The sequence below is a fragment of the Gluconobacter sphaericus genome (genome assembly GCF_016757795.1).
Classification (GTDB): Bacteria; Pseudomonadota; Alphaproteobacteria; order Acetobacterales; family Acetobacteraceae; genus Gluconobacter; species Gluconobacter sphaericus.
In genome coordinates this window covers 1,644,411-1,668,599 of the sequence record NZ_CP068419.1, presented here as the reverse complement: position 1 = coordinate 1,668,599, position 24,189 = coordinate 1,644,411, and the positions used below count along the sequence as shown (strand labels likewise).

The following is a 24,189-nucleotide window of genomic DNA, read 5'->3' as shown; positions in this document are numbered from 1 at the left end:
CTCAGGCGGTTTCGCCAGATATGGAAACAGGCCCGAACGGATACGGCGCTCCCTTCTGATTAACCCAGTCCATGAAATCGGCGCGCGCGCCGGGAAAACCGAGCAGCGTCCATCCCGCCAGAGCCTTATTGCCGCCATAAAGGGGATCGGAAAAAACACCCTCAAGCGTATTCTGACGCAACTGCTCGAAGAAGGTATGGGCAGGGACAGCGCCAAGAGTCATCGTGCCCTGCTCGAACAGTTTGAGGAGTGCGATCTGTTCCGGAATGGTCAACTGAGCGAAAGTCTGTCCCTGATGATGATCGCGGACATAGGTATTTGCCGCGGCAATAGCCTGGCGATAGAGATCACGTGGCGGCAGAGACAGCTGGTACCCCAGGTTTGGGGCACCTTCTTTGAACGGACCGGACATGTACCACAACTCTCCATGCCCATAAGGTGTATCCATCTGTCGATCAATGAATTCAGGCGCTCCAAGCAAGGCCGCGTCGGGTCCATGAGCATCCGCAGGAAATATTCGCGCGCAGGCAGCATTCAGGAATAGCCATTCCTCACGATTGAAATATTTAGGTTCGTATGACTGCAAACTTTCTGACTGCAAAGCATCAGCCCATACTTTATGGCCGCCATACATCCAGAAGGACGCTGACCCAAGAAGACCGGCTGTAAAATTACGCCGCGTCGAAGAGGGGATTTTCATTTCTTGCTCCAATAACAAACATGACCTGACAACATAGAAAAACAGCCCATCGCCCCTTCAGTCTTTTCGCTTCCCGCACACCTGGAAGTGTGGAATGATTACAGGCAAGAATATCTGCTCTCCGGAAGGTCCGCTTTTGAATAATTCCACTATATTGCAGCTTGTGACGGCTGCCTGAGGGTTATGAAAAAAGCGATAACCCTCAATTCTGTGGCAGTTGAAGCAGGGGTCTCGCGCGCTACTGCGTCGCTGGTGCTTCGGGACAGCCCCCTTGTCTCTCTGGAGACAAGAGACCGTGTCATCTGCGCGATGGATAAACTGGGCTATATCTACAATCGGGGCGCTGCAAACCTGCGCGGTCAGAAAACCGGCACGATCGGCCTTGTCCTGTGTGACATTGGCAGCCCGTTCTACAGCCAACTGATGCTGGGGATCGACGAAGTTATCGTTGACGCCAATATTGTAGCCATTCTGGTCAACAGCGCCGAAAATCCCGACAGGCAGCTGCGTCAAATCCGTCGCCTGCGCGAACACGGCGTGGATGGCCTCATTCTCTGTCCGGCTGCCGGAAGCTCCGACACCCTTCTGTCTGAAATCGAGCGGCTTCACCTGCCCTTCGTACAGGTTCTCCGTCACGTCTCGCAGAGAAATGGCAACTATGTCGGCCCCGACTATATAGACGGGACTTCCCTGGCCGTCACACATCTCGTCCGACATGGACGCCGGAAAATTGCCTTCCTTGGAGGCAAACCGGTACATTCCGCTGCGCGTGAACGGCTCGATGGCTTCAGAAAGACCCTGAAAAAACACAAGCTGAAACACGATCTGATCATTCCTACCCATCTGGGGAACCTCTCCGATCTGGGCAGCTTTCCGGAACTCCTGGCCTCGTCCAGCCCGCCGGATGCCGTTGTCTGCTACAATGACATGCTCGCCCAGTCTGTCATGGGCTATCTGCTGGCCAGAGGGAAAATACCCGGACGCGATTTTGCAGTTATCGGAGCCGACGATCTGCCTCAAAGCGCCGTATCTTTTCCGACCTTGACCACCATCGTGACGGATCCGATGGGCGTTGGTCGCAATGCAGCACGCCTGTTGCTTGACAGAATTGACAACCCCACCACGTCCAGCACCCGTATCCTGGTTTCCGGACAGTTGATGATCCGCCAGAGCTGCGGGGGCCAGCTTTCCTGAGCCATCACGACCTTCCAACAGTTTTGCAGTTGCGGAAATTCTCAGATCGCTTGTTCTCTGCGCAGTGCTCATGTTCCGGATCCCATAGATCGATCTAAAAAAGAGACACATAGGACTTGAACCCCAGCATCGCTGAATTCCGCAACCCGACCTGTCCATTGGGATGAATATAATACTGAAAATCCGGCCGGAACGTTACGCCTCGCATCACATTTATGGAATAATCGATTTCCAGCACCTCGGCGTTGGTCTGCACGCCGGTTGCGTGGTTCGGCATCCCCGAATAATCCCCAGCAGCGACCATCGCCATAGTTGTGTCACGGGTTCCAGGTGCGATGCTTACATAAGAAAAAGCAACACCGAACACATCCTCCGGACGACCAGGAATAAGTCCCTGGCTTAAGAGCGCACCGTACACTTCAAAATCACGGACGGCAGTATGCGGGGAATTATAAATATAACCGCCCATAAAAGTTAAACCAGCAGACTTTGCCCTTCCCGTATAGTTCATTAATTTCTGATCGAACATAAAATATGTTTGCCATGAAGAGTTTCTCATCAACTGCTTCCCGCCATATACATAATAAGACTGTCCAGCTGTGTTGTAATAATTATCAGACCGCCGCACATCATCATAAACAAATCCCAACTTGTAATGACCCGGGAGATCATGATGAGATCCGAAATGGGGTTCCCACTGAGCTTCGATCGGAATTTCATATCCAACGATATTGGCGCCGTTGAACTTAAATCCCGTCCTGTGCTGATAGTTCTGATAGATCCCGTTTTCGGCAAAATAGACGCCGGCCTGAATATAAAGATCCTTACGAGGGCGGCCTTTCATACGGAAAGCCCATGTCGCCGCAGGGTAGCTACCATAATAGTTGCTATCCGCAGCCGCCTTTGGCCGTCCGCAGAAAGAATTGTTCTGAAAGCTACAAAAAATAGGGCTCGATGCGAAGTCGGACAGCTGGGACATACGCCCACCCGCGATCAGAAACCTGCCACCAAAGAGACTTTCTTCTCCATATAATGAGACGAGATGAACCACCACGTTCCCTCCGCCGCCATAGATTTCAGAACTATGCGCCAGCCAGTCACCGAACATCCGGTTTGCAGTGGTTCCATAACGACCAACGGTCGTCATGCGCGTCACAAAACCCCTTATGCCAGCAAGATGCTCCCAGTCCACAATAAGGTTTGCTGAATATTGTCCAGCATTACTTGATCCATCCCTATAATTTCCATAATGCGGGCCTTTCGTTGGATGCTGCAACGCCCCAGCATATTCATTTGTATTATCAAAATGAAAACCAATTCCGTGTTTTCTTAACCAAGGCGTCATGCCAAAAAAATCCGGAAAAATGGAAGGTGGCCCTTCCGTAATAGCGGAAGGCGCTGCCTGCGGAGGAGACAAAGGGGGCGCGGGATAAGTGGTGAAAATACCAGGAGCAATAGAAGACTGAGGCGGAGCATTTTGCTCAACGGAATTCAACGGCGTTGACGCGTTTTGCTGCGGCCCCAAATTTTGGACTTGGATCTGATCTTTCGCAAACAAAAACGAGAATCCCCCAGAAACTCCATAAATCAAAAAAAAATATAATATTTTTTTACAGATTCTATATGCAAAAAACGAACGCACTTCTGAATTGATTATTGTAAGACGATTCTTAAACATCTTCGTTCCAATGAATCATACTTTGCGAATCTACTGATCTACTAGTGCGAATCATTGAATGCAGAATCAGTTACTTCGTTTCTTCTCTGGAAGCGGCATGCCATATAATTTTCTCATTTCCCATAGAGGAACTCATCACGAATTCTGTGAAGACATCCTCACGACATTGAGAACCTGAAAAAAGAATTTAGAACGATCTAAAATTTTCCGGGAATTTTGAACTAGAAAAAATAACGTTTTTTCATTGAGATAGCAGCGCTTGGCATCATAAAGCGCCAAAAACCTTGCCTTCTCTCCGACGGCAAATCCACGCTTTTTCCATACTTTGTCACAATATAGTGAATTAGACCGATCTAGGTAGACTCTCAATTCTCGTGGCACATGCCGTTTAGCCGTTACGAAATATGACCGAAAGGCGCGTCCCGTGCTGCTATTCAGGAATATGTCCACAAAGAACGCTCGCAAAATCCTGCAACATGTCAGTTGTGCAGTGTTTATCGGACTTGGAGTCATTCCGCAGGTGGTTCAAGCGGAAGAAACCTCTTTCCCACCCCTTTCCCTTTCTCAGGCGCGCCTTCTGGCTCAGGCGGCTGAAAAGAAAGCAGCATCGAACCAGACGAGCATCGTCGTGACTGTGGTTGATCCTTCGGGGCAACCCATTCTTGTCGAACGTATGGCGGGAGCACAGCTCGCCAGTATCGACCTTTCCCAACGCAAGGCGGTCAGCGCTGTCTTTTACAAGCGCCCGTCAGCCACTTTCGAAGCGGCTCTGAGCGGCGGGAAAATGGCCGTTCTGGCTCTTCCCCATGCCATGCCGGCAGGGGGGGGGGTCCCTATTTTCCGTAAGACCCAGCTTATGGGCGGCATCGGTGTCAGTGGAGGCAACAATGCCCAGGACGCCGATGCCGCCAATGCTGCGGTGGGATCTCTGAAATGACAATGATCTCTGTTGCAGAGCATCGTGGAAAAGGAGTTAAGGCATGACCAAAGGCCGCCATTCTCCCCCCCCTGTTCAGCAGTCTGCTCTGGGGCGCCGTTCCCTGCTGCTCGGGACCATCATGGGCAGTATTTCTGTTGCTGTCGGCAATTCAGTCCTTGGAAATGCAGCCGCTCTTGCCGCCATTCCACTTGATGAAACATTCTTGGCCGTCTCACGGGCGATCACCGGGCGTCCTGATCTCGATCCGCTCCTCAGCAGCCGCCTCTGCGCCGCCATGCAGGCCACTTTTCCTGAGTATGCAAGCACAATCCAGGCCCTGGCCTCTATCACAGCACAAGGGGGGCAACCCCGAGAAATGCTCGAACGCTCCGGTGATCTGAAAAAGGCTTTTCTGGCCCTTAATGCTGCCTGGTACACCGGCTCAGTCGAAGACAGAACAGGCGCCCCCATGGTCGCCTATTACAATGCTCTCATGTACCAGCCCACGAAAGACGCTCTGCCGGTACCAACTTACTGCTTTGCACGCCCAGGATGGTGGACCGAGACACCTCCGGCACTTGGCATTCCGATCCATGTTCCGCTTCCAGCGACGCCACCGCCCCCAGCCCCCCTCGGCGTGGAAAGCAAAATTCCGCCGCAGTCGCCGCCCCTGAAACCCATCATGCCCCCTTCTCCCCCCTACGTTCCCAAACCCCGTCAGGAGCACTAACCCATGGCTAAACCGGACTTTTCATCCTCTGGAGATGTATCGGCGGATGTCATTGTCGTCGGCTCCGGAGTAGTGGGCGGCATGGTGGCAAACGAGCTTGCTGCTGCTGGCCATTCCGTACTGATTCTGGAGGCGGGCCTGCGCCTCAAGCGCGCAGAATATGTGGAAAACTGGCGCAACATGTCGTTTCACAACCGGCTCCATTCTGATTTTCAAGGCCTTTATCCCCAGTCTCCGCTGGCTCAGGCCCCCTTATATTTTCCGCCCAATGACTATGTAGGCCTGTCAGGCCCCAACGGCTCAGCGTTCAAGCAAGGCTACCTTCGCACCGTTGGTGGAACGACATGGCACTGGGCCGCTTCCTGCTGGCGCCACCTTCCTTCCGACTTCGAGATGAAGACACGTTATGGCGTCGGACGCGACTGGGCCATCTCCTACAATGAGCTGGAACCGTTTTATTGCCGCGCCGAAGAGGAAATGGGCGTATCAGGTCCGCACGACAAATCGCTCCAGTCCCCTCCGGAACGGAGCCGCCCCTACCCCCGGGACATGATACCGTTCGGATATGGAGACCGTCGGGTCGCTGAAATCGTCAACCCCCACGGCTTTCACCTTGTTCCCATCCCACAGGGACGGAGTATTGAACCTTACGGTGAGCGCCCCGCCTGCTGTGGCAATAACAACTGCCAACCCATCTGCCCCATCGGCGCCATGTACAATGGCATTCAGCACATCGAAAAAGCTGAGTTTAAGGGCGCTGTCACCATCGCCGAAGCGGTTGTCTACCGTATTGATACCGATGAAAACAACCGCGTGACGGCCGTGCACTGGTATGACGCGCACCGGCAGTCCCACAAGGCTACCGGCAAGACATTCGTGCTCGCCTGTAATGGTATCGAAAACCCGCGTCTTCTGCTTCTGGCGGCGAATGAACGCAACCCGAACGGCATCGCCAATTCCTCGGATCAGGTGGGACGCAACATGATGGACCACTCGGGCGTCCATGCATCCTTTCTGGCCAACGAACCTCTCTGGTTTGGACGCGGACCAGCCCAAAGCAGCTGCATCGTCGGCCCCCGAGACGGAGATTTCCGGCGGGAATACTCGGCCAACAAGATGATCCTCAACAATATCAGCCGCGTCGCTCCTGCGACGGAACAGGCCCTCAAACTGGGTCTGGTCGGCAAAGAGCTTGATGACGAAATCCGCCGCCGTGCAGCCTGCGGTGTTGACCTCTCCATCAGCCTTGAACCGCTTCCTGATCCGGAAAATCGTCTGACGCTGAGCAAAACCCGCAAGGATCCTCTGGGGCTGGCCTGCCCTGATATCCACTACGATGTCGGCGACTATGTCCGCAAAGGACTGGATGCGGTCAACACTCAGGTCAAGCAGATTGCCGGCCTGCTGGGCGGAACTGAACTCCGCATCACGACGAACTATAACGCCAACAATCATATCATGGGCGGCACGATCATGGGGCGGGACCCCAAGGACTCGGTCGTAGACGGAAACTGTCGGGCCCATGACCACCCCAACCTGTGGATTCCTGGCGGCGGCGCGATGCCGTCCGCCAGCGTCGTCAACACCACGCTCAGCATGGCAGCGCTCGGTCTGAAAGCTGCCGATTCCATCAAGGCCGCTTTCGCACGGGGGCAGGCATGAAACAAAAACGACAAAAATGCCTGGACCTTCCCGGCTATTTCGTCCTTTCCGCTGCAATCGGACTTAACACCATCACATTTGCGCATGCACAAGCTACTGATCCCAACACGGCTGTCGCCGAACGCGGGCATTATCTTGCCATCGCTGCTGACTGCGCAGCCTGCCACACGGCGCCCAGCTCCAATAAACCGTTTGCCGGCGGCTATGGCATCGCGTCTCCACTTGGATCCATCTATTCGACTAACATCACACCTTCAAAAAAATACGGCATCGGGAACTACACCGAGAAAGAGTTCGCCCATGCGTTGCGAGAAGGCATCCGACGCGACGGAGCTCATCTTTATCCTGCAATGCCTTACACCTCGTACACCAAGCTGACAGATGACGACGTCCACGCCCTGTACGTCTATTTCATGACATCGGTGAAACCGGTCGAAAGCAGACCGCAGAAAACCGAGCTGCCTTTCCCCTATAATATCCGGGCTTCCATGGCGATATGGAATGCCCTTTTCCTAGATGATACCCGCTTCAAGCTCGATCCCTCCAAATCCGTGGAAGTAAATCGCGGGCATTACCTGTCCTACGCCCTGGCACATTGTGACACCTGCCACACCCCCCGCAACGCCATGATGGCAGAGAAGGGCAGCAGCCCTCTGGCCGGTGCATCACTATCATCCTGGTATGCGCCGAATGTGACTTCAGACCCTGTCAGCGGTATCGGCGGCTGGAGCAACGACGATCTTGTCCGCTACCTCAAAACCGGCGACGTTCCCGGAAAAGCTCAGGCAGGCGGCCCAATGGCAGAGGCCATTGAGCACAGCTTCCAATATCTGAGCGATGCCGACATCCGCGCCATGGTTGCTTACATCAAGCAGGTTCCGGCTATTTCGGACAGCAAGGACAAGGCCCCCAGGGATAGCTATGGGAAAATTTCCGATCGTGAATCCTTCTACCGCGCTCTGCCCGCCAGCCGGATCGGTCGCGGCGAATATCTCTTCTCGGGAGAGTGTGCAGCCTGCCATCGGCCAACTGGCCAAGGCAGCCCGGACGGGTACTACCCACAACTTTTCCACAATACGGCGTTGGGCGCCCCGATCGCCGATAACCTGATCACCACGATCCTCATGGGGGTCCGGCGAGAGGTCAACGGTCATACGACCTATATGCCTGGATTTGGGCCAGGTTCGTATGTTGACTCCCTGTCCGATCAGGACATTGCCGATATCAGCAATTACGTTGAGCAGCGCTTCGGCAATCCGAATGTCAAAGTCACACCTGACGATGTGAAGCTCATCCGTTCCGGTGGTCCCAAACCGCTTATTGCGCAGCTAGGCGCTTTCACAGTCCCCGCGATGATCGGAGCAGCCCTGATCTTCGCCATCGCCATTCTTTTCTTCATCCGACTTTCCCGCAAGGCGAAAGCCTGAGGCTTTCCGCCCTGTCGTCTAACGTCTTCAGGAGACTCCAAAGATGCAAAGACTGTGCCTGCTTTCCTGTACCGCACTGCTTGCGTTCGCTTCATCCACCCACGCCCAGACCGTGGTGTCAGCGAATGATGCACATTCCATCCTTCAAAACGGGGTACAGGTCCTGCCACACCCCCTGAAACCAGACTCCCTCTCGTTTCTTGTGCAAACACCCGATGGCGTCTGGAGAGTCCGGACGAGCATCAATGTGCCTACTAGCGTCATCGGGCCACCTACCGCCGTTACCTTCAGTCCCGATGGCAAAACCCTCGTCGTCTCCGCGGCTTCAAAGCCTGATCCTGAAGCGGGGAAAATCGTTCCGGACGATGAGATCACTGTCATCGATATTTCCGGGGCAGAACCGAAAATCATACAGCGCGTAGCATCTGCTCCCGGCGCGACCACCCTGCGTTTCACGCCTGACGGACACCATCTTCTCGTCGCCAATGGCAAATCCGGAGTTCTGACCTGGTTCAGGTTTAACGGACACAACCTTAGCAATCGACGCGTGATTTCCTTACCCGTCTCCGGCTTTCCGGGTGGTCTCGCTATCCTTCCCGACGGGAAGCGCGCCCTTGTGAGCCTCTGGCAGGCGGACAAGGTCTATACCCTCCATATCAACGGCGACCAGATTACCGTCGATCCTCATCCTTTGAACATCAAACCCGGCCCCTGGAATATCCAGTTGAGCAAGGACGGGCATTACGCCGTCATGGGAATGCTGGGTCATGGTGAAGGGTTGCCCGGTGCTCTTTCGGTTCTGGATCTAAGCGCCGAACCAATCCGGGAAATCCAGCGCACTCCCGTCCCCAACGCGCCGGAAGGGCTCGATATTTCTCCAGATGGCCACTATGTCGCCGTCGTTTCCCAGAACGGCTCTGCACTTTCCCCTACATCTCCACTCTACCACGACCGGGGGATCGTCACAGTTTTTTCATTCGGCGACGGTCATCTGACACCACTGGCACAAGCTCCGGGCACACTCTGGCCGCAGGGACTGACTTTCTCTCCAGATGGTCATAATATTCTGGTCCAAGGTGTCATGGATCGTAGTCTACTAACCCTGACATGGAATGGCACGCAACTCCGCAAAACTGGCGAAACCCCGCTTCCGGGAGGGGGTGCCGACCTCGAAAAAACTTTGCGGTAACAGGCAGCAGAAACATTTTCCTGGTTGGGTGTTCCTTTTTGCTGCTCTTAGCGCGGAGCAGAAAGGCCTGTCCTCCCTAACTTTCAAGGCCAGCTCAGAGCCCCTTGATCGTATGGGTAAACCACACACCCGTAAAAGACTGGTGGAAAGGCAGGCAGCGCCAATTTCAAAGCTTCAGACATACCGGAAAAACGGTCTTATGACCTGAATGGATCGAAGAACCGTTGGTTGATGTGTCTTGGCTCTGCTTTTAGGCATTTGGCGTTATGATTGACGGTTCTTTTGGGTCGTTTTCGATCTACGTTTTGAACAGACCAGGGCGTCTCGCCACCGGGATGACTACGCGCTCGCGTTCAACCTTTCGAGGAAGAGAAAGCGGCGCATGTTTTAAACGATATTGGCCAGCCCGATCCTTATTGTGGCCCGGGTGATGCCGACTGCTCGGATAAACAATTCCGTCTGTGATTTCTGGTCGACAAAGATATGCTCGACACGCGAGCGGATGACCGACTTTCCAGCATTCGATTTCTGGATATGCGGGGGCATAGGTTTGAGATGCGGCTTTGTTATGTGAACCTTCGAGACAAAGCCGTGCTTTTCCATGACGTCTTCATTGGCGGCGGCATCTGTTGTTTTCCATCCGTGGATGAACCGGAACTTCCCGTCGATGGAGATGTGATCTTGTACCGAGAGCGCAAGCAATTTTTCCGGTTTCAGGAGTTCTTTTCGATCCGATTGGAACGACGTCCTGCTCTGATGTTTTCTCCGACAGTATAGCGCTCCAGAATGATGGCTTTTGCTTCACACATGGTGATGCCGTTTCCCTCCCTGTCGCGCACTTCATAAGGCTTTCCTCGTTTGAGAACGCTGAAGATCCGGTTCACAATACGATTGGCAACGGCACATAAAGCCTGTTTGTGATGATGACCTTTCGCAGTCATCAGCCTCCAATAAAGTTCTGCCAGTTCAGGATCTGTTTTTCGTGCCGTATCAGCAGCAAGATAAAGTGCGTGTTTGATGCGGTTATTGCCACCCTGGGTCAGGGTCTGGCCCGCTCGCTCCACACCACCACTATCAGCCCTCCTGGGAAACAGGCCACAAAAACCCCGTAAATGTTTTTCGGAATGAAACCGCTCAATGTTCTGCAAGATACCAATCAGGGTCGGTGCGAGATGACGGCCGACACCCGGAATACTGAGCAGAAGAGCCTGTGGGTCGAGGTGTTTGTAGAGATCTGCAATATGCTGCTCAAGATTTCCAACTATTTGAATTTTCTTCAGAACATTCTCAATTTCCGTCGCGATTTCGAATTGCAGTTCCGAAAAATCAATGTGTGTCCCATGAAGGTTCTGGGCGTATTGCGCTGCTTCACGTAACCCTGTGATCAGCGTTTCCACAAAAGGCCCACTGCGCGGATGGTTCCCTCCCGCATGAGCTCCAACATATTTGGCGAGTGTCGTACGACGCGCCTTCAAAACATCCGAGGGGTGAAACCATTTCTGCAACAGGGCCAAAGAGAGCCGTGTTCCTAAGTCAGGCAAGACTGCTTCAAGCCTGGGGGATGCCCAACGAATGAGATCAAGCAGGCGCCGCCTGGCATCCGCGATCTCGTTCTGAAAGCGGCTTCTCTGTTTGGTTAGACGTTGAAGAGCGTGGCTTTGCGGATCCGGAATGTGGACTGGATCAAGACGTGGTCCACCAAATGACGGTATGGCCGCCAGGATCTGGGCATCAGCCATATCCGTTTTGGCGTGTTCGGAAAGGTAGCGGCGTAGAGCCTTGACCCGTTTTCCCTTGACGCGAGCCACGGTGACGCCAGCATCTGCAAGATGGTGGGCAACAGGAAACCAGCTCATACCGGTTGGCTCCATGATGGCCTGAATGTGGTCATCCGCCCTCAGCCCCATCACGGCTGTCTGAACAAAAGCGGCGAGTGAAGGCTGATCGTGCCTGAAACGAATTGCACGGCCATTAGGGCGGCCATCGTCATAGATCTGAGCGAGGTGATCTCCGCGAATGGCCAGATCAATACCAATGGTACGGAATGTCATGGTCGGTCCTTTCTGGTGAGGGAACCAACGCTACGGTCACAGTCAGGTGTGTCATTCGTGGCCGATCAACTTCACTCAAAGCAGACGCCACAATCATGTTACTCTTGCCCCGTCAGCGCGGCCGGACCGGGTTCATGCTTCACAAAAGACGAGACGATCGGCGGATCTCTCAGGGACTTCAGCCCCGAACCGGCCTGGTTCGCTCTGAGAGTATAGACCCGGTTCCCGGCATGCCGGGAACCGGGTCTGATCCACAAGCACGTCTCCGAAGCCTGTGCTTCTCCGACTTTCTCCATGGCATCAAACCCGGTCCCGCTATCGATACCTGCGACTTGTAGCAAAAAAACGGGATGGCGAGATCGCTCGACGGCATGGTTCCATCATCCTGCTGCTTCGCCTTCGTGAACTTCAGTGTCCAGCGTGCATGACGATCCTTCTGCGACAGCTTTGCGGGCCTGCCCTGCCACTCCTGTGGGCCGTCTTTCCCGCAGGTCTGTCTTTTCATCGTAGGTGTTCCGCTGCTTTGGAGTAGCCACCAGCGTGGCATCCAGGATCTGGCCTAACATCGGAAAATACCCGGCGTTACGCAGGCTTGCGTCAAAGCGATTGAACGGATTTTCAATCACGCCCGACTGTGTCAGACGTTCGCGGAACAGCCAGACCGCTTTGACATCCGGCACCCGATCTTAAAGCCTCAGACCAAGAAAGAGAGGCGATCGTTGATCAGATATTCCGTCCGCTCGTCGGAGAGACTGTTCAGGATATGGATCGCCAGGATCCTGAACATCAACACGGGATCAAACGGTGGTCACCCGCTCTTACTCCCACCTGAACAGACCAAAGCCTGCTCCAGATCAGGGCGGAACACCTCCAAATCCACAGTCCGGGAAAACGCTTCGAGCTGATCACCAGGCCCACTCAGCCAGGCAAGCCGTTCTTCAACATCGAAGAAACCAGACTGCCTCATGATCCATGCCCCAATGAACACAAGAGAAATGGAAGTACACAGAACAGGTCAGAGCCAAGGGAGGGGGTTCGAATCCTCCACCGCCATCCGGCTTCACGACAAAGCAACGATAATTCTGGACGAGGCCGCAACCAGCCTCTAGAAGCGGCCAACAATCAGGCCCCAAATCATCCACAGCGTCAGATCAACAGAGATTCCAGAGGGTTACTCCCCCTTACTCAACCGTATTGCAGCGCTGGGTTGAGCCAGGGAAATCCGAGCATTCACCCTTTACGGCATCCCAGCGGAAATCCATTTCCGGGCCTGCCATGCCGTTATTCTGGAACTCGGTCGTCACCGCACTCACATTCGTCACATGACCTTTGCTGTAGACCAAGTCGACATATCCGTTGTGAAAACCCGGAATCTTACCCACACCTTCGAAATAGGTCGGCTTTCCGTCTTTTCCAGGAACGGCAAACAATTTGCGCACCTGAGCCGGGGTTGCATGTTCCAGCTTGCGCAGAAACTCGGGCGAAAGGCTCTGACAGCTGATTTCAGGACGCGGGTCCTCACCCACATTTGACATCCAGCACGCCTTCTGACCCACCAGCGGCGTGGCAGACGCCAACTGAGGTACGACAAGCCCAGCCCCCAGCAACGCTGCCATTGTGAAATCCCTGAAATATCTCAAGCACACCATCTGCAAAATACTCCAACAAAACCGTCTATTTCCCAAATCTATCACACCCCCCGGCAGAACCCATACAGTCAACCAAACACCTTTTGCGGAAATGGCGCTTCAGGATGGCGGAGCTGTCTCGGGGTAAAGCCAGCGCACCACCCGCTCCATCGTCAGCCCCTGCACGATAATAGTGAAGACCACGACCCCATAGCAGACCGGGAGCAACGTCTCGCGCAGCTCCCCGGCCGGAAGCCCCAAGGCCAACGCAACGGAAATACCACCCCGCAATCCGCCCCAGGTCAGAACGCCCAGCGCGCGCCCCCGTTCTCCGGGTTGCAGATGAACAGGCATAGTGGACAGAAAAACACTCGCTCCCCGTACCAGAACCGAAAGTGGGATCACCACCAGCATCGTCAGAAGCGGCGCCAGGTGAAGCCGGATTTCCAGAAGCTCGAACCCGATCAGCAGGAACAGCAGCGCGTTCAGGATCTCATCGATCAGATTCCAGAACACCACCATTTCCTCGCGGGATTTCTGCGTAATAGCCCGATGACCTGCTTGGCCCGCAAGACTCATGCCTGCCACCACGACCGCAATTGGCCCCGACATATGCAGCCCATTCGCCAGACTATACGTCCCCGTCGCCAGCGCGAGAGAGCCCAGAAGATCGATCTGCGTGTCCTCCACACCCCGCAGCAACAGCAGGGTTAGCCAACCCATAAAGGCGCCAAACAGACCACCACCCACGGCTTCCACCAAAAACCGCAGCACGAAATCTCCAATCGAAACGGAGCTCGTCTCTCCGGTCGCCAGCCCGATCATGGTCCCGAAAATAACGACGCCCACACCGTCATTGAAGAGACTTTCACCCGCGAATATCGCCTGCAAAGCTGACGGCAGACCCAGTCGCCGCAGCATGCCCACAACTGAAACCGGATCGGTCGGCGCCAGCATCGCCCCGAGCAGCACGCACCAACTGAAGGGGACCGCCAGTCCAAACACGGGAAAGATGAGCCAGACCGGAACCGCCAGCAGCCCCACGGCCAAGGATGTCCCTAGAATAGCCAGCGCCGCAACCGATTTCCCACGCGACAGTAGCTGGCCCAGATCGACCTGCATCGCTCCCGCAAACAGCAGGAAGGACAAAGCCCCATCGAGCAGCGTGCGGGGCAGATTGATCGTTCCCAGCAGGGACTGCGGAACCTGTTGCAGGTCATAGGCCGGAAACAGCGGGTTCAGGATCATGACGACCAGAGAGATAAGCATCGAGATCAGCAGAATCCCGATGGTCAGCGGCAATTTCAGAGTTCGGTAATTGATGATCCCGAGCAGTGTTGCCACAGCCAGCAGCAGAGCAAACAGCCCCAAAGAGTTCATGCCCGCGTTTTCCTCCCCGATCCCCGCTCCGGCAGCGCCTTACAGCGTAAAAAACCGCAGGCGAACAGGTCCAGCATATTTAACTGCCAACAGCCCCCGCAGTTTCTTGCGGACACCGCCGCAATCCATTCCCCCACAGAGAAAATTCGACACACGGCCGTTCTGAAGGCACCCATTGAGCAGGTCGAACGCCAGGATTTTTCAGTCTCCACCCGGAGCATCCGAATGGCCTTTCGTCAGACAATCCCCATAGGTCGGATCGATGAACAGCATGCTCCCACCCGCCAGATTGACTAGGTTTTCTTCCGGCAAAAAGGGATACTACGAACTATATCAGACAGGCGCAGGACCCACCCTTCACTAATCCAGACGGCACTATTACGCTTCCTTACGGTTCCTGACATGACAGTCATGAGGACAGGAAGCATTCTTTCCGACAGGGCAACAGGAGGAACCGGTCCCCATGAAAAAAAACTGCGCCGTGGCCGTTTTCATTCTGCTTTCAGCCTGTGCCTCACATTCCTCGCCTGCCGACATGGCAACCAGCGCCAATGACGATGATTCCGGCTACAATGTCCGGGGCCACCAGGGCAGTGGCATGGGCGGTAACGGCAGTATCTGGGGGGAAGTCTTCAGAACCGCCCTCCAGACCGGAATGGGTTTTGTTCACCACTAGGCTTCAGTAGGTCAGGCGCCACTCAGCAGGCTCAGCGTTCGCCAGTACATACCATTCCTGCATTAACGGATGATTGAGCATCGTCTGCACCCACGTATTCACGACAGGATCAACATCCAGTTTGAACGTATGGATCCGGATGGCGATCGGCGCATACATGCAGTCCGCCGCCGTCATATGCTCCCCGAACAGAAACTGTGTCGGCTGACCGGAACGCAGAAGCGCGCCCTTGAGCGTACGGCTCAGCAACGCTACGTCGGCAGCCAGTTCCTCGCCGAGTTCCGGCAGGGGCGCCGGCACACGCTCCACGTCCATGGAACAGTTCTGGCGGATCGGGCGAAAACCGGCATGCATCTGCCCGCTGATGCTACGGGCATGAGCCCGCACGATCCGATCTTCCGGCCACAGGGACGGCGCGATTTCCGCGCAGTATTCGCAGATCGCCAGACTTTCCCAGACATCCGCACCGTCATGCTGAAGATACGGCACCATCCGGTTCGGCGAACGCGCATGGATCTCAGTCGTCCGGCCACCGCCCTTGAGCGCGATAACCTCTTCCGTCACGTCCAGTCCCGCCAAACGCACCGCCAGCCAACCCCGCAAGGACCAGGACGAATACCGGCGCGATCCCAAAAGCAGCACACCCGCCATCAGACCTCTCCCGCAGTAATGAAGCCACCCCCCAGCACGCGGCTTCCGTCATACAGCACACAGGCCTGACCTGGCGCTGGCATGGCAGCTTCGGTTAGTTCCACCAGTGCGCCACCGTTCTCCAGAGGCTTTACAACAGCCTCACGCAACTTTTCCCGCGCCCGGATCTGCACACCGCAACGCACACCCTCCGCGGGCGCGTCGATCAGCCAGTTCATGTCCCGCAGACGCACGGTCCGACGGCTATCGGCTTCCGAAAGCTGCACGCGCGGCCCGACCACGATACGGCGCTTGGGCACATCAATGCGCGTCACCATCTGGCGCTCGCCGGTTGCGGTATGGATATCGCCCAGACGCTTGCTCTGCCCGACTGTATAACGCGCAACGCCTTCGTGTCGGCCCAGAACCCTGCCGTCCTCGTCTACGATCTCGCCCTCGCCCCGTACTTCCGGACGCAGCTTCTCGACCAATTCCGCATAGGAGCCGGTGGGGACGAAACAGATATCCTGACTGTCCGGCTTGGCCGCAATCGACAGCCCCAGCTCTTCGGCCAGCGCACGGACATGCGCCTTGTCCGGCATCTCGCCCAACGGAAAGCGCAGATAATCGAGCTGACCTTTGGTCGTGGCGAACAGAAACCAGGTCTGATCCCGCTCCGCATCGACGGGACGGTGCATTTCCGCCCCATCCGGCCCTTCAACACGGCGGACATAGTGCCCGGTCGCCATGGCCTCGCAGCCCAAATCCCGCGCCATGCCCAAAAGGTCCGTGAACTTCACGCCCTGATTGCAGGCCACGCAGGGAACAGGCGTCTCGCCACGCGCATAGGCGTCCGCAAAGCTCTCGACCACACTGTCACGGAAGCGGCTTTCCGCATCAATGACGTAGTGCGGGAAGCCCAGACGGTCCGCCACGGCGCGCGCATCCATGATATCACGCCCCGCACAGCACGCACCCGGCTTGGCCGCCTGTCCGTGATCGTAGAGCTGGAGGGTCGCGCCAATTACCTCGTGGCCCTGCCGTTTGAGCAGCGCGGCCACTACGGAACTGTCCACGCCTCCCGACATGGCAACGAGGATCCGCATAGTGCTCAGCCCGCCTTCGGAAGGCGGACGGTCAGGCCATCCAGCGCGTCCGTCATGACGATCTGGCAGCCCAGACGGGACGTCTTTTCCAGACCGAACGCCAGGTCGAGCATGTCTTCCTCATCATCCGTCGGCGCGCTCAGTTTTGCAGCCCATTCAGGATCGACCACTACATGGCAAGTCGCGCAGGCAAGCGAGCCTTCACACGCGCCTTCCAGATCAATGTCATGCTTATGTGCAATTTCCAGCACCGACAGGCCGACGGGCGCGTCCACGTCACGACGGGTTCCATCACGCTCGACAAAGGTCATCTTGGGCATAGTTCGTCCGCTTTTTTCGGTTTCAGTTGTGTTAGCACGCCCGGGCGGCTGCGATCAGAAAAGAGGCCGCACGGTCAATATCGGCCTTGGAGGTAAAGCGTCCGACCGACAGGCGCAAGCACCGGGACGCCTTCTCCGCAGAAAGTCCCATCGCCGTCAAGACATAGGACGGTGCAATCTCGGCTGCGGTACAGGCCGATCCGGTCGAAGCGGCGACATCCGGACAGGCTTCCAGAACATCCAGCGCCCGACATCCTTCCGGCAGACAGACATTCAATGCCCCTGCCAGACGCGGCGCGCCGGCGCCGTTCAGAACGACCCCCGGCAAGCCTTCACGAAGCTGCGCCCACAGATCATCTCGCAGGAACACGTGCCGCGCCGCCTCATCGCCCATGGCCGAAGCCGCCATATCCACAGCCTCCCCAAATCCCACAATCAGAGGCGTCGGCAGCGTCCCAGACCGAAGACCCCGCTCCTGAGCACCTCCAGAAAACAGCGGTTCCAACCGGACACGCGGCTTTCTCCGGACATAGAGCGCGCCGATCCCCTTGGGCCCATACATCTTGTGAGCAGAGACGGACGCCAGATCCACATCCCGCAGCGACACCAGCATCTTCCCCGCCATCTGCGCCAAATCGACATGCATCAGCGCCCCGCGCTCCTTCACGATCGCCGCAAGCTGCGGAATATCCTGCAACACCCCGGTCTCGTTATTCGCCGCCATGATGCTGACCAGAAGCGTTGGCACTTTCAGTGCATCCCGCAGAGCTTCGGAATCAACCCGTCCCTCGCTGTCTACGCCGAGTACGACCGCTTCAAAGCCCTCTTTTTCCAGATCGCGCACCGATTCCAAAACGCATTTATGCTCCGTCACCACCGTGACAATCCGTCTCCGCGGATCGCCCAGCCGCGCCAGATGCCGCACCGCCCCCTTGATGGCGAGGTTGTTCGCCTCCGTCGCACCAGAGGTGAACACGATCTCTCGCGCCTCCACGCCCAGAAGCTTCGCCACGCTTTCCCGCGCCCGCGCCACGGCCTGCGCTGCCTTCCGCCCCGGCCCATGCACACTGTGCGGATTTCCGAAATCTTCTCCGAACCACGGCAACATGGCCTTCACAACCACCGGATCACACGGCGTTGTCGAAAGATAATCGAGATAGATCATGCCTACTGCCTCTTTGCCCGTCTCACTTCCGCAAACGCCGCGCCATGGCCTCATAGGCATCACAGAACACCTCGACCTGGGCTTCCTGCACATTCCAGGGCAGCGACACGCGAATGGCCTGCGACGCGCCGTCCGTCTCCCCCATCGCCCGCAAGACATGCGAAGACGACACTTTTCCTGACGAACAGGCCGACCCCGCCGAGACACAGAATCCGGCCAGATCCAGCGCCATAAGCTGGACCTGAGCCGCTACCCCGTCCAGAATCAAACAGCTCGTATTCGGCAACCGCGCCACAGCCTCACCCGCAATCCGCGCGCCAACGCTTTTCGCAGCCGCTTCGACACGCCCCCGAAGACGCTGCACCGGAGCCCAGTCCTGCGCACGGGCGGCATCGAACGCTGCCGCCATTCCCAGAATAGCTGGAAGTGCCTGCGTCCCGCCCCGGCGCCCCCGCTCCTGACCGCCACCAGCCACCAGCGCATCCATGGGCTCGTCTTCCGCAAGCAGGAGCGCGCCCGCCCCTTTTGGGCCACCCATCTTGTGCCCGGACACCGCAACACTGCACCCGCCCAGCACAAACGGCACCCGTCCCGCGCTCTGCACAGCATCCACATGCAGATGCGATCCCGAGTCGCGACAGACCGCCAGTACATCCTCCAGCGGCGAAAGCACCCCCGTCTCGTTATTGGCGGACATCACGCAGACCAGCGCCGGACCGGTGTCCTGCAACCGCGAGCGCAAGTGTTCCACGTCCAGAATTCCGTTCCTGTTCACGGGCAGAATTTCAGCCTCCGGTGCAGCCCTGAGAATGGCATCATGTTCCGTAGACCCAACGAAAATCCGGCGCTCCTGTCCAAACGCATGAACCGCCATCGCATCGGCTTCCGTCGCCCCGGATGTAAACACACAGGTGCCGGAAATCCGCCCGAAACCTGAGGCAACCCGGCTGCGGGCATCCTCCAGAAACCGGCGAGCTTCCCGCCCCTCGGCATGCACCGAAGACGGGTTCCCGGACAGCAGCATCCCCTCCAGCGCCGCCTCCTTCGCGCCGGGACGCAGAGGCTCGGTGGCATTGGCATCCAAATAGGTCGTCCCGGAGACGGTTTTGAGTGCAGTCATCATGTTTTCCAGATTGGACAAACTGGCGGAAATCGCAACGCCATGTCGATTTTGGTGGAAATCAGGTTTTGCGAATCGATATACACAGCACCACCGGACGGCAGAGTTCCAATCCTGCCTGACACAGTGCGAGAGTATTATGCCTGAAGTGATGTTCGCCGGCCCAGACGGCCGGCTTGAGGGTCGTTACCACCACTCCAGCGAACCCAACGCTCCGCTTGCCCTGGTGCTGCATCCACATCCGCTCCACGGCGGCACCATGAATAACCGCATCACCTACACGATGTATCGCAGCTTCGAGAAGATGGGCTTCTCGGTCATGCGCTACAATTCTCGTGGCGTGGGCCGCTCCCAGGGCCGCTATGATGGCGGTATCGGCGAAATTTCCGATGCAGCAGCAGCCCTCGACTGGATGCAGATGGTCAATCCGAACTCCACAGAACTGTGGATCTCGGGCTATTCCTTCGGTGCCTTCGTAGGCATGCAGCTCCTGATGCGCCGCCCCGAGATCAGCGGCTGGATCAGCGTGGCCCCGCCGGCCAACGACTACGACTTCGGCTTTCTGGCCCCCTGTCCTTGCAGCGGCCTGATGATTGCTGGCGGCCGGGACGAAATGGCTCCCGAACCCGGAATCCGCAAGCTGGTGGACAAGCTGAACACCCAGAAGAACGTGGCCGTCGACTATCGCATCTTCGAAGACGCCGACCATATCTTCGCCAAGCAGGCCGACCAGGTTGCCGAAGCTCTCGAAGACCACGTGAACACGATGCGTGGCCGCAAGGCGCTGGCTCTGGCCGCAGACTGATCCGGGGCATCCGTCCCGTCAGATACTTCAAAAATGGCTCTCCATTCCGGAGAGCCATTTTTGCTTCGGGCTACACGATCCCTGGCTCCGTCCAGACAAATATGTAACCGGATATTTCATGCAAGACCGAAACATTCTGCATCCCGCCGCCGCCTCGTCCTTGCCTGTGGAGGTCTCGCACCTCACCAAAAGCTTCGGGAGCTTCCGGACGCTGGATGACATCTCCTTCTCCATCGCGCAGGGCGAAACCGTAGCCCTTCTGGGACGTAACGGCGCAGGCAAATCCACGCTGATCGGATGCCTCATGGGTTTCCTGCTCGCGGATAGCGGCAACATCGACATTTTCGGTTACAACATCGCGATCCTCCCCCGCGAAATCCGAGCACGGACAGGCTTCGTCCCCCAGACCATGACTGGCTTCGGCAACTTCCGCGTCGCCCAGCTCATGGACTACATCGCTGCGTTCTACGGGGAGCTTTCCCCCATCGATCCGGCCCTAACTGCCTGGGCCGACCTCGACCCGAAAAAGCAGGTGCGCTCCCTGTCAGGCGGCCAGAAACAACGTCTGGCCATCGTTCTGGCCATGCGTCACAGCCCCGAATTCCTGGTTCTGGACGAACCCGTCGCCAGCCTGGATCCCCATGCCCGGCGCGACTTCATAAACCTGCTCGATACCTACACGCAGCGGACCGGCGCCAGCATCCTGATCTCGTCACATATCCTGTCCGATCTCGAACGCCTGTGCTCGCGCCTGATTTTCGTCCGGCAGGGAAATGTTGTGCTCGACGTCTCTACCGAGACTTTCCGCGCCACCACGCGCTGGCTCGAACATCCCGCACCCGACCAGCTCCTCGCCGTCCTACCCGCCAATATTCAGATCCTCGGCCAGCGTCCTGATGCGCTGCTGGTTCATGGCTGGACCGGAAACCTGATCCTTCCCGAAGGCACCCTGACGGTCATCCCAGATTTCGAAGACGCCTTTCTGGAAATCACGACGCCGCGCATTTCTCCTGCTGAAACCAACACCCCGGACGCCGCGACATGAGAAGCTTTCTGCCCTCGGGCGCCCTGGAACGCAGCGACATGATCCGTGCCCTACGGCTGTATGGAACGCGCATTTTCCTCGTCGGCAACCCGATGATCTTCACGGCAGTAATCTTCATCCTGCTGGCGGGTCTGACGGCTCATGAACTGCACGCTGCCCTCTTGACCCAAAGTCTGGAAAAGGCGCTCAAACACGCCAATGTCTTCAACGCGGCCATCGCCGCGACCTTTGTGCAGAACTGCCTTCAAACCCATTCGGGCAACCAGATCGGTGCATCCCAGGCCCCCGCCATCCCCGGCCTGCTCCAAGCAGAGGCCCGCGCGGCATCCCTGATGTCCATGGGGGCCATCCTCGCACTTTCCGGCCTGCTCGCCTGGAGTGGCCTCCCCCTACATGACACGCTTTTCTACACGCTTCTCAATACTGTGCCGGCCGTCATCCAGTGGTATGCCCCGCCGCAGCAGACGTCACGCAGGGCCAAGGGCATCACGGCAGTCATTGGCGTCGGCCTACTGCTGGGCCTGATGCTCCTGACCTTTGCCACCGATTTCCCGCTCTGGGCCCTTACACGCCCGGCCCTGCTGACCATCCCGGCCGATCTCATCATGATGGGGCTGCTGACGACCGCCATCATGACACTGCCGAACCGTCTGCATTCCCCGGCCATGATGGCCTCCACGGACGGCTTCACTGCCTCGACCCCGGATTTTGCACTTCCCGAAACGACACCCCGTATTGCCCCACAGGGTCCCAGTTTCTACCAGTTGCGACAGATGCTCCTAGCTCCCGCAACTCCGACCAATCTGCGCAGTGATCTCCTGACCAGCCTGTTCATGCCCGCCTGCGCGGTCCTGATCATGGGGAGCCTGCCGCTCGGACATGGCAGTTTCGGCAACCGAATCGCACATCTGACCCCCGGCATGACCATCCTGATAGCCCTGCAGGACGCCTGGATCAGCAACCGCAAACACTGGCCGCTGCTTCTGACAACGGGTCGCTTCGGCAGCCGGCTGAACTTCGTGCGGGCAGTTTTCACCGCCAAAGCCAACAGGGTTTTCTTGACGGCCCCGCTGCGCACGCTGAGCCTCATGCTGCCGGTCACTCTATTCAAGCCGCTCGCACTCTCGCATGCCCTGCTGGACGCCACAGAACTTCTGGTTGCAACCCTCGGCGTGACGTTCTGCTGCCCGCTGCCATTCCTCGTCATGAAGCAGCCTCCGCAAAGTGTCATCATTGCAGCAACCGTCGCGCCCGCCTTCGTACTGCAATTATGCAATCCGTTCATTCTGGGCACCCGCATCTTCGGACCGGTCGCACTGGCCTTCGCCGCCCTGGGGACACTCTGCTTCTTCCTCGTCCCGTCCCGCATGGCCCGCATCGACTGGCCTTACGAAACAGAATAAGCACCTGGCCCGCCATCATGGCCGCTGCCGGAGTTTCCGCTCCGGCGCCGGTCATGCTAGGGTCCGCATCCTTTCCTGTAGCAGCGTAGCAAGACCGACCCATGCCAAAGAGTCCGTTCCTCCTCGAAGCCCAGGCCCGCGGCCTGATCTTCCAGTGCACCGACCTCGACGCCCTCGACGAGGCCATGCTGGCCGGACCGATCACCGCCTATGTGGGTTTCGACCCGACAGCGGACTCCCTGCATGTCGGCAATGCGCTCTCCATCATGGCGCTGCGCCTGCTCCAGAAGCACGGCCATCGCCCGATCGCCCTGATGGGTGGCGGTACGGCCAAGATCGGCGACCCGTCCTTCCGCGACGAGGCCCGCTCCCTCATCACGAACGAGACGATCGCGCACAACATCGCCGGGATCGAAAAATCTCTGCGCCAGTTTATCACCTTCAGCGACGAAGACCCGTCCAGCGGCGCCATCCTCGCGAACAATGCCGACTGGCTGGACAAGCTCTCCTACATCGACCTGCTACAAGATATCGGCGCGCATTTTTCCATCAGCCGCATGCTGTCCTTCGACAGCGTGAAGCAGCGTCTGGAACGGGAACAGGGTCTGACATTTCTGGAGTTCAACTACTCCATTCTACAGTCTTACGATTTCCGCGAACTAAACCGCCGCCACGGCGCCATCCTACAGATGGGCGGATCGGACCAGTGGGGCAACATCGTCTCCGGCATCGATCTGACCCGCCGTACCGACGGCAAGCAGATTTTCGGCCTGACCACCCCGCTCGTCACCACATCGTCGGGCGCCAAGATGGGCAAGTCTGCCAAAGGCGCGACCTGGGTCCGTCCAGAAAAACTGGCAGCCTTCGAATACTGGCAATTCTGGCGTAACACCGAGGACGCAGATGTCGGCCGCTTCCTCAAATTCTTCACGGATATTCCCGTTGAGGAATGCGAGCGTCTAGGTGCGCTCGAAGGCTCGGAAATCAACGAGGCCAAGAAGATCCTCGCGACCGAAGCCACCGCCATCTGCCACGGCCGCGTTGCCGCCGAAGAAGCCGCAGAAACAGCGCGTCGCGTCTTCGAACAGGGCTCCGCTCAGGCCGCGCTGCCGGAAATCAACCTGCCCGCCAACCTGATCGCCGAAGGCCTGCCTGCTTTCCGCGTCTTTCAGGAGGCCGGTATCGCCACCAGTGGTGGTGAAGCACGTCGTCTGATCCGGGGCGGCGGCGGTCGCGTCAATGACGTGGTGGTCTCGGACGAGAACCAGACTTTCACGCTCGACGACCTGCGGGACGGTGTCCTGAAGGTCTCGTCCGGCAAGAAGAAGCATATCCTGCTCCGTCCGGTCTGAACACCCGCC

The 24,189-nt window shown here is 57.3% G+C and carries 21 protein-coding genes and 2 pseudogenes; 11 read left to right on the top strand and 12 right to left on the bottom strand.

All coding sequences use genetic code 11. The features are described 5' to 3' along the window. Position 1: 1 nt before the first annotated feature. A complete protein-coding gene (locus IGS75_RS07930; RefSeq protein ID WP_237468720.1) occupies positions 2-700 on the bottom strand; it encodes a gluconate 2-dehydrogenase subunit 3 family protein in 699 nt (232 codons plus the stop codon). 183 nt (positions 701-883) lie between these two features. Here IGS75_RS07930 and IGS75_RS07925 point away from each other — a divergent pair, with 183 nt between their 5' ends. After that, positions 884-1,894 (top strand): LacI family DNA-binding transcriptional regulator, encoded by a 1,011-nt coding sequence (locus tag IGS75_RS07925; protein WP_141353650.1) that lies wholly within the window; start codon positions 884-886, stop codon positions 1,892-1,894. Positions 1,895-1,988: 94 nt separating this feature from the next. On the opposite strand, the gene IGS75_RS07920 is transcribed toward IGS75_RS07925, so the two are convergent. Further along, positions 1,989-3,572 carry a carbohydrate porin gene (locus IGS75_RS07920; RefSeq protein WP_237468719.1) on the bottom strand — a complete coding sequence of 528 codons (1,584 nt, stop codon included), beginning with the start codon at positions 3,570-3,572 and terminating at the stop codon, positions 1,989-1,991. A 442-nt stretch (positions 3,573-4,014) separates the two neighbouring features. Between IGS75_RS07920 and IGS75_RS07915 the strand changes: the two genes are divergently transcribed. From IGS75_RS07915 to IGS75_RS07895, 5 genes are all read left to right on the top strand, one after another. Then, the gene (locus IGS75_RS07915) at positions 4,015-4,509 is read left to right on the top strand and encodes a GlcG/HbpS family heme-binding protein (RefSeq protein WP_141353648.1); all 495 of its coding nucleotides are present in this window, start codon (positions 4,015-4,017) and stop codon (positions 4,507-4,509) included. Positions 4,510-4,552: 43 nt separating this feature from the next. Beyond that, positions 4,553-5,221: a sorbitol dehydrogenase family protein gene (locus IGS75_RS07910; RefSeq protein ID WP_228123950.1), complete on the top strand. Its 669-nt coding sequence runs from the start codon at positions 4,553-4,555 to the stop codon at positions 5,219-5,221. Between the two features lie 3 nt (positions 5,222-5,224). Beyond that, positions 5,225-6,883: a GMC family oxidoreductase gene (locus IGS75_RS07905; RefSeq protein ID WP_202256528.1), complete on the top strand. Its 1,659-nt coding sequence runs from the start codon at positions 5,225-5,227 to the stop codon at positions 6,881-6,883. Continuing rightward, a complete protein-coding gene (locus IGS75_RS07900) occupies positions 6,880-8,310 on the top strand; it encodes a c-type cytochrome (RefSeq protein WP_202256527.1) in 1,431 nt (476 codons plus the stop codon). Before IGS75_RS07905 ends, IGS75_RS07900 begins: the two co-directional genes overlap by 4 nt. Before the next feature lie 247 nt (positions 8,311-8,557). After that, positions 8,558-9,499, top strand: coding sequence for a lactonase family protein (locus tag IGS75_RS07895; RefSeq protein ID WP_237468718.1), 942 nt, complete (start codon positions 8,558-8,560; stop codon positions 9,497-9,499). Between the two features lie 387 nt (positions 9,500-9,886). Here the strand turns inward: IGS75_RS07895 and IGS75_RS07890 are convergent. The 5 genes and pseudogenes from IGS75_RS07890 to IGS75_RS07870 all read right to left on the bottom strand — a co-directional run. After that, positions 9,887-10,183: pseudogene (locus IGS75_RS07890) on the bottom strand (IS5/IS1182 family transposase); the annotation flags it as partial. Positions 10,184-10,212: 29 nt separating this feature from the next. Continuing rightward, on the bottom strand, positions 10,213-11,550 hold the full coding sequence (locus tag IGS75_RS07885) for an IS110 family RNA-guided transposase (protein WP_202256526.1): 1,338 nt from the start codon (positions 11,548-11,550) through the stop codon (positions 10,213-10,215). A gap of 316 nt (positions 11,551-11,866) precedes the next feature. Then, a pseudogene (locus tag IGS75_RS07880) lies at positions 11,867-12,517 on the bottom strand (transposase); the annotation flags it as partial. 214 nt (positions 12,518-12,731) lie between these two features. Next, entirely contained in the window at positions 12,732-13,166 is a 435-nt protein-coding gene (locus IGS75_RS07875) for a hypothetical protein (protein WP_237468717.1), read from the bottom strand. Positions 13,167-13,298: 132 nt separating this feature from the next. Continuing rightward, the gene (locus IGS75_RS07870) at positions 13,299-14,558 is read right to left on the bottom strand and encodes a cation:proton antiporter (protein ID WP_141353638.1); all 1,260 of its coding nucleotides are present in this window, start codon (positions 14,556-14,558) and stop codon (positions 13,299-13,301) included. 463 nt (positions 14,559-15,021) lie between these two features. Here IGS75_RS07870 and IGS75_RS07865 point away from each other — a divergent pair, with 463 nt between their 5' ends. Beyond that, positions 15,022-15,234 (top strand): hypothetical protein, encoded by a 213-nt coding sequence (locus IGS75_RS07865; protein WP_141353636.1) that lies wholly within the window; start codon positions 15,022-15,024, stop codon positions 15,232-15,234. A gap of 3 nt (positions 15,235-15,237) precedes the next feature. On the opposite strand, the gene IGS75_RS07860 is transcribed toward IGS75_RS07865, so the two are convergent. Genes IGS75_RS07860 through IGS75_RS07840 form a run of 5 tightly spaced genes read right to left on the bottom strand, consistent with a single transcriptional unit; the run spans position 15,238 to position 19,578 of the window. Beyond that, positions 15,238-15,885: a glutathione S-transferase family protein gene (locus IGS75_RS07860; RefSeq protein ID WP_202256524.1), complete on the bottom strand. Its 648-nt coding sequence runs from the start codon at positions 15,883-15,885 to the stop codon at positions 15,238-15,240. Further along, positions 15,885-16,970 (bottom strand): tRNA 2-thiouridine(34) synthase MnmA, encoded by a 1,086-nt coding sequence (mnmA, locus tag IGS75_RS07855; protein WP_202256523.1) that lies wholly within the window; start codon positions 16,968-16,970, stop codon positions 15,885-15,887. The genes IGS75_RS07860 and mnmA overlap by 1 nt, the downstream gene beginning before the upstream one ends. Positions 16,971-16,975: 5 nt before the next feature. Further along, on the bottom strand, positions 16,976-17,290 hold the full coding sequence (locus tag IGS75_RS07850; protein WP_202256522.1) for a ferredoxin family 2Fe-2S iron-sulfur cluster binding protein: 315 nt from the start codon (positions 17,288-17,290) through the stop codon (positions 16,976-16,978). Positions 17,291-17,321: 31 nt separating this feature from the next. Further along, entirely contained in the window at positions 17,322-18,455 is a 1,134-nt protein-coding gene (locus tag IGS75_RS07845; RefSeq protein ID WP_202256521.1) for a cysteine desulfurase family protein, read from the bottom strand. Positions 18,456-18,477: 22 nt separating this feature from the next. Continuing rightward, on the bottom strand, positions 18,478-19,578 hold the full coding sequence (locus IGS75_RS07840) for a cysteine desulfurase family protein (RefSeq protein WP_237468716.1): 1,101 nt from the start codon (positions 19,576-19,578) through the stop codon (positions 18,478-18,480). A gap of 136 nt (positions 19,579-19,714) precedes the next feature. Between IGS75_RS07840 and IGS75_RS07835 the strand changes: the two genes are divergently transcribed. The 4 genes from IGS75_RS07835 to tyrS all read left to right on the top strand — a co-directional run bounded on the left by IGS75_RS07835 (position 19,715) and on the right by tyrS (position 24,180). Continuing rightward, positions 19,715-20,380, top strand: a complete 666-nt coding sequence (locus IGS75_RS07835; protein WP_141353660.1) for an alpha/beta hydrolase — start codon at positions 19,715-19,717, stop codon at positions 20,378-20,380. A gap of 118 nt (positions 20,381-20,498) precedes the next feature. Beyond that, positions 20,499-21,425, top strand: coding sequence for an ABC transporter ATP-binding protein (locus IGS75_RS07830; RefSeq protein WP_202256520.1), 927 nt, complete (start codon positions 20,499-20,501; stop codon positions 21,423-21,425). Beyond that, positions 21,422-22,828 (top strand): ABC transporter permease, encoded by a 1,407-nt coding sequence (locus IGS75_RS07825; RefSeq protein WP_202256519.1) that lies wholly within the window; start codon positions 21,422-21,424, stop codon positions 22,826-22,828. Before IGS75_RS07830 ends, IGS75_RS07825 begins: the two co-directional genes overlap by 4 nt. Before the next feature lie 101 nt (positions 22,829-22,929). Beyond that, positions 22,930-24,180 (top strand): tyrosine--tRNA ligase, encoded by a 1,251-nt coding sequence (gene tyrS, locus IGS75_RS07820; RefSeq protein WP_141353622.1) that lies wholly within the window; start codon positions 22,930-22,932, stop codon positions 24,178-24,180. Positions 24,181-24,189: the final 9 nt, after the last annotated feature.

Coding starts and splice junctions, on each gene's coding strand:
- IGS75_RS07825 (WP_202256519.1), top strand. CDS start 21,422: ATGAGAAGCTTTCTGCCCTCGGGCGCCCTGGAACGCAGCGACATGATC.
- IGS75_RS07860 (WP_202256524.1), bottom strand. CDS start 15,885: ATGGCGGGTGTGCTGCTTTTGGGATCGCGCCGGTATTCGTCCTGGTCC.
- IGS75_RS07840 (WP_237468716.1), bottom strand. CDS start 19,578: ATGATGACTGCACTCAAAACCGTCTCCGGGACGACCTATTTGGATGCC.
- IGS75_RS07875 (WP_237468717.1), bottom strand. CDS start 13,166: ATGGCAGCGTTGCTGGGGGCTGGGCTTGTCGTACCTCAGTTGGCGTCT.
- IGS75_RS07830 (WP_202256520.1), top strand. CDS start 20,499: ATGCAAGACCGAAACATTCTGCATCCCGCCGCCGCCTCGTCCTTGCCT.
- IGS75_RS07865 (WP_141353636.1), top strand. CDS start 15,022: ATGAAAAAAAACTGCGCCGTGGCCGTTTTCATTCTGCTTTCAGCCTGT.
- IGS75_RS07905 (WP_202256528.1), top strand. CDS start 5,225: ATGGCTAAACCGGACTTTTCATCCTCTGGAGATGTATCGGCGGATGTC.
- IGS75_RS07845 (WP_202256521.1), bottom strand. CDS start 18,455: ATGATCTATCTCGATTATCTTTCGACAACGCCGTGTGATCCGGTGGTT.
- IGS75_RS07930 (WP_237468720.1), bottom strand. CDS start 700: ATGAAAATCCCCTCTTCGACGCGGCGTAATTTTACAGCCGGTCTTCTT.
- IGS75_RS07925 (WP_141353650.1), top strand. CDS start 884: ATGAAAAAAGCGATAACCCTCAATTCTGTGGCAGTTGAAGCAGGGGTC.
- IGS75_RS07835 (WP_141353660.1), top strand. CDS start 19,715: ATGCCTGAAGTGATGTTCGCCGGCCCAGACGGCCGGCTTGAGGGTCGT.
- IGS75_RS07900 (WP_202256527.1), top strand. CDS start 6,880: ATGAAACAAAAACGACAAAAATGCCTGGACCTTCCCGGCTATTTCGTC.
- IGS75_RS07870 (WP_141353638.1), bottom strand. CDS start 14,558: ATGAACTCTTTGGGGCTGTTTGCTCTGCTGCTGGCTGTGGCAACACTG.
- IGS75_RS07910 (WP_228123950.1), top strand. CDS start 4,553: ATGACCAAAGGCCGCCATTCTCCCCCCCCTGTTCAGCAGTCTGCTCTG.
- IGS75_RS07850 (WP_202256522.1), bottom strand. CDS start 17,290: ATGCCCAAGATGACCTTTGTCGAGCGTGATGGAACCCGTCGTGACGTG.
- IGS75_RS07885 (WP_202256526.1), bottom strand. CDS start 11,550: ATGACATTCCGTACCATTGGTATTGATCTGGCCATTCGCGGAGATCAC.
- tyrS (WP_141353622.1), top strand. CDS start 22,930: ATGCCAAAGAGTCCGTTCCTCCTCGAAGCCCAGGCCCGCGGCCTGATC.
- IGS75_RS07915 (WP_141353648.1), top strand. CDS start 4,015: ATGTCCACAAAGAACGCTCGCAAAATCCTGCAACATGTCAGTTGTGCA.
- mnmA (WP_202256523.1), bottom strand. CDS start 16,970: ATGCGGATCCTCGTTGCCATGTCGGGAGGCGTGGACAGTTCCGTAGTG.
- IGS75_RS07920 (WP_237468719.1), bottom strand. CDS start 3,572: ATGTTTAAGAATCGTCTTACAATAATCAATTCAGAAGTGCGTTCGTTT.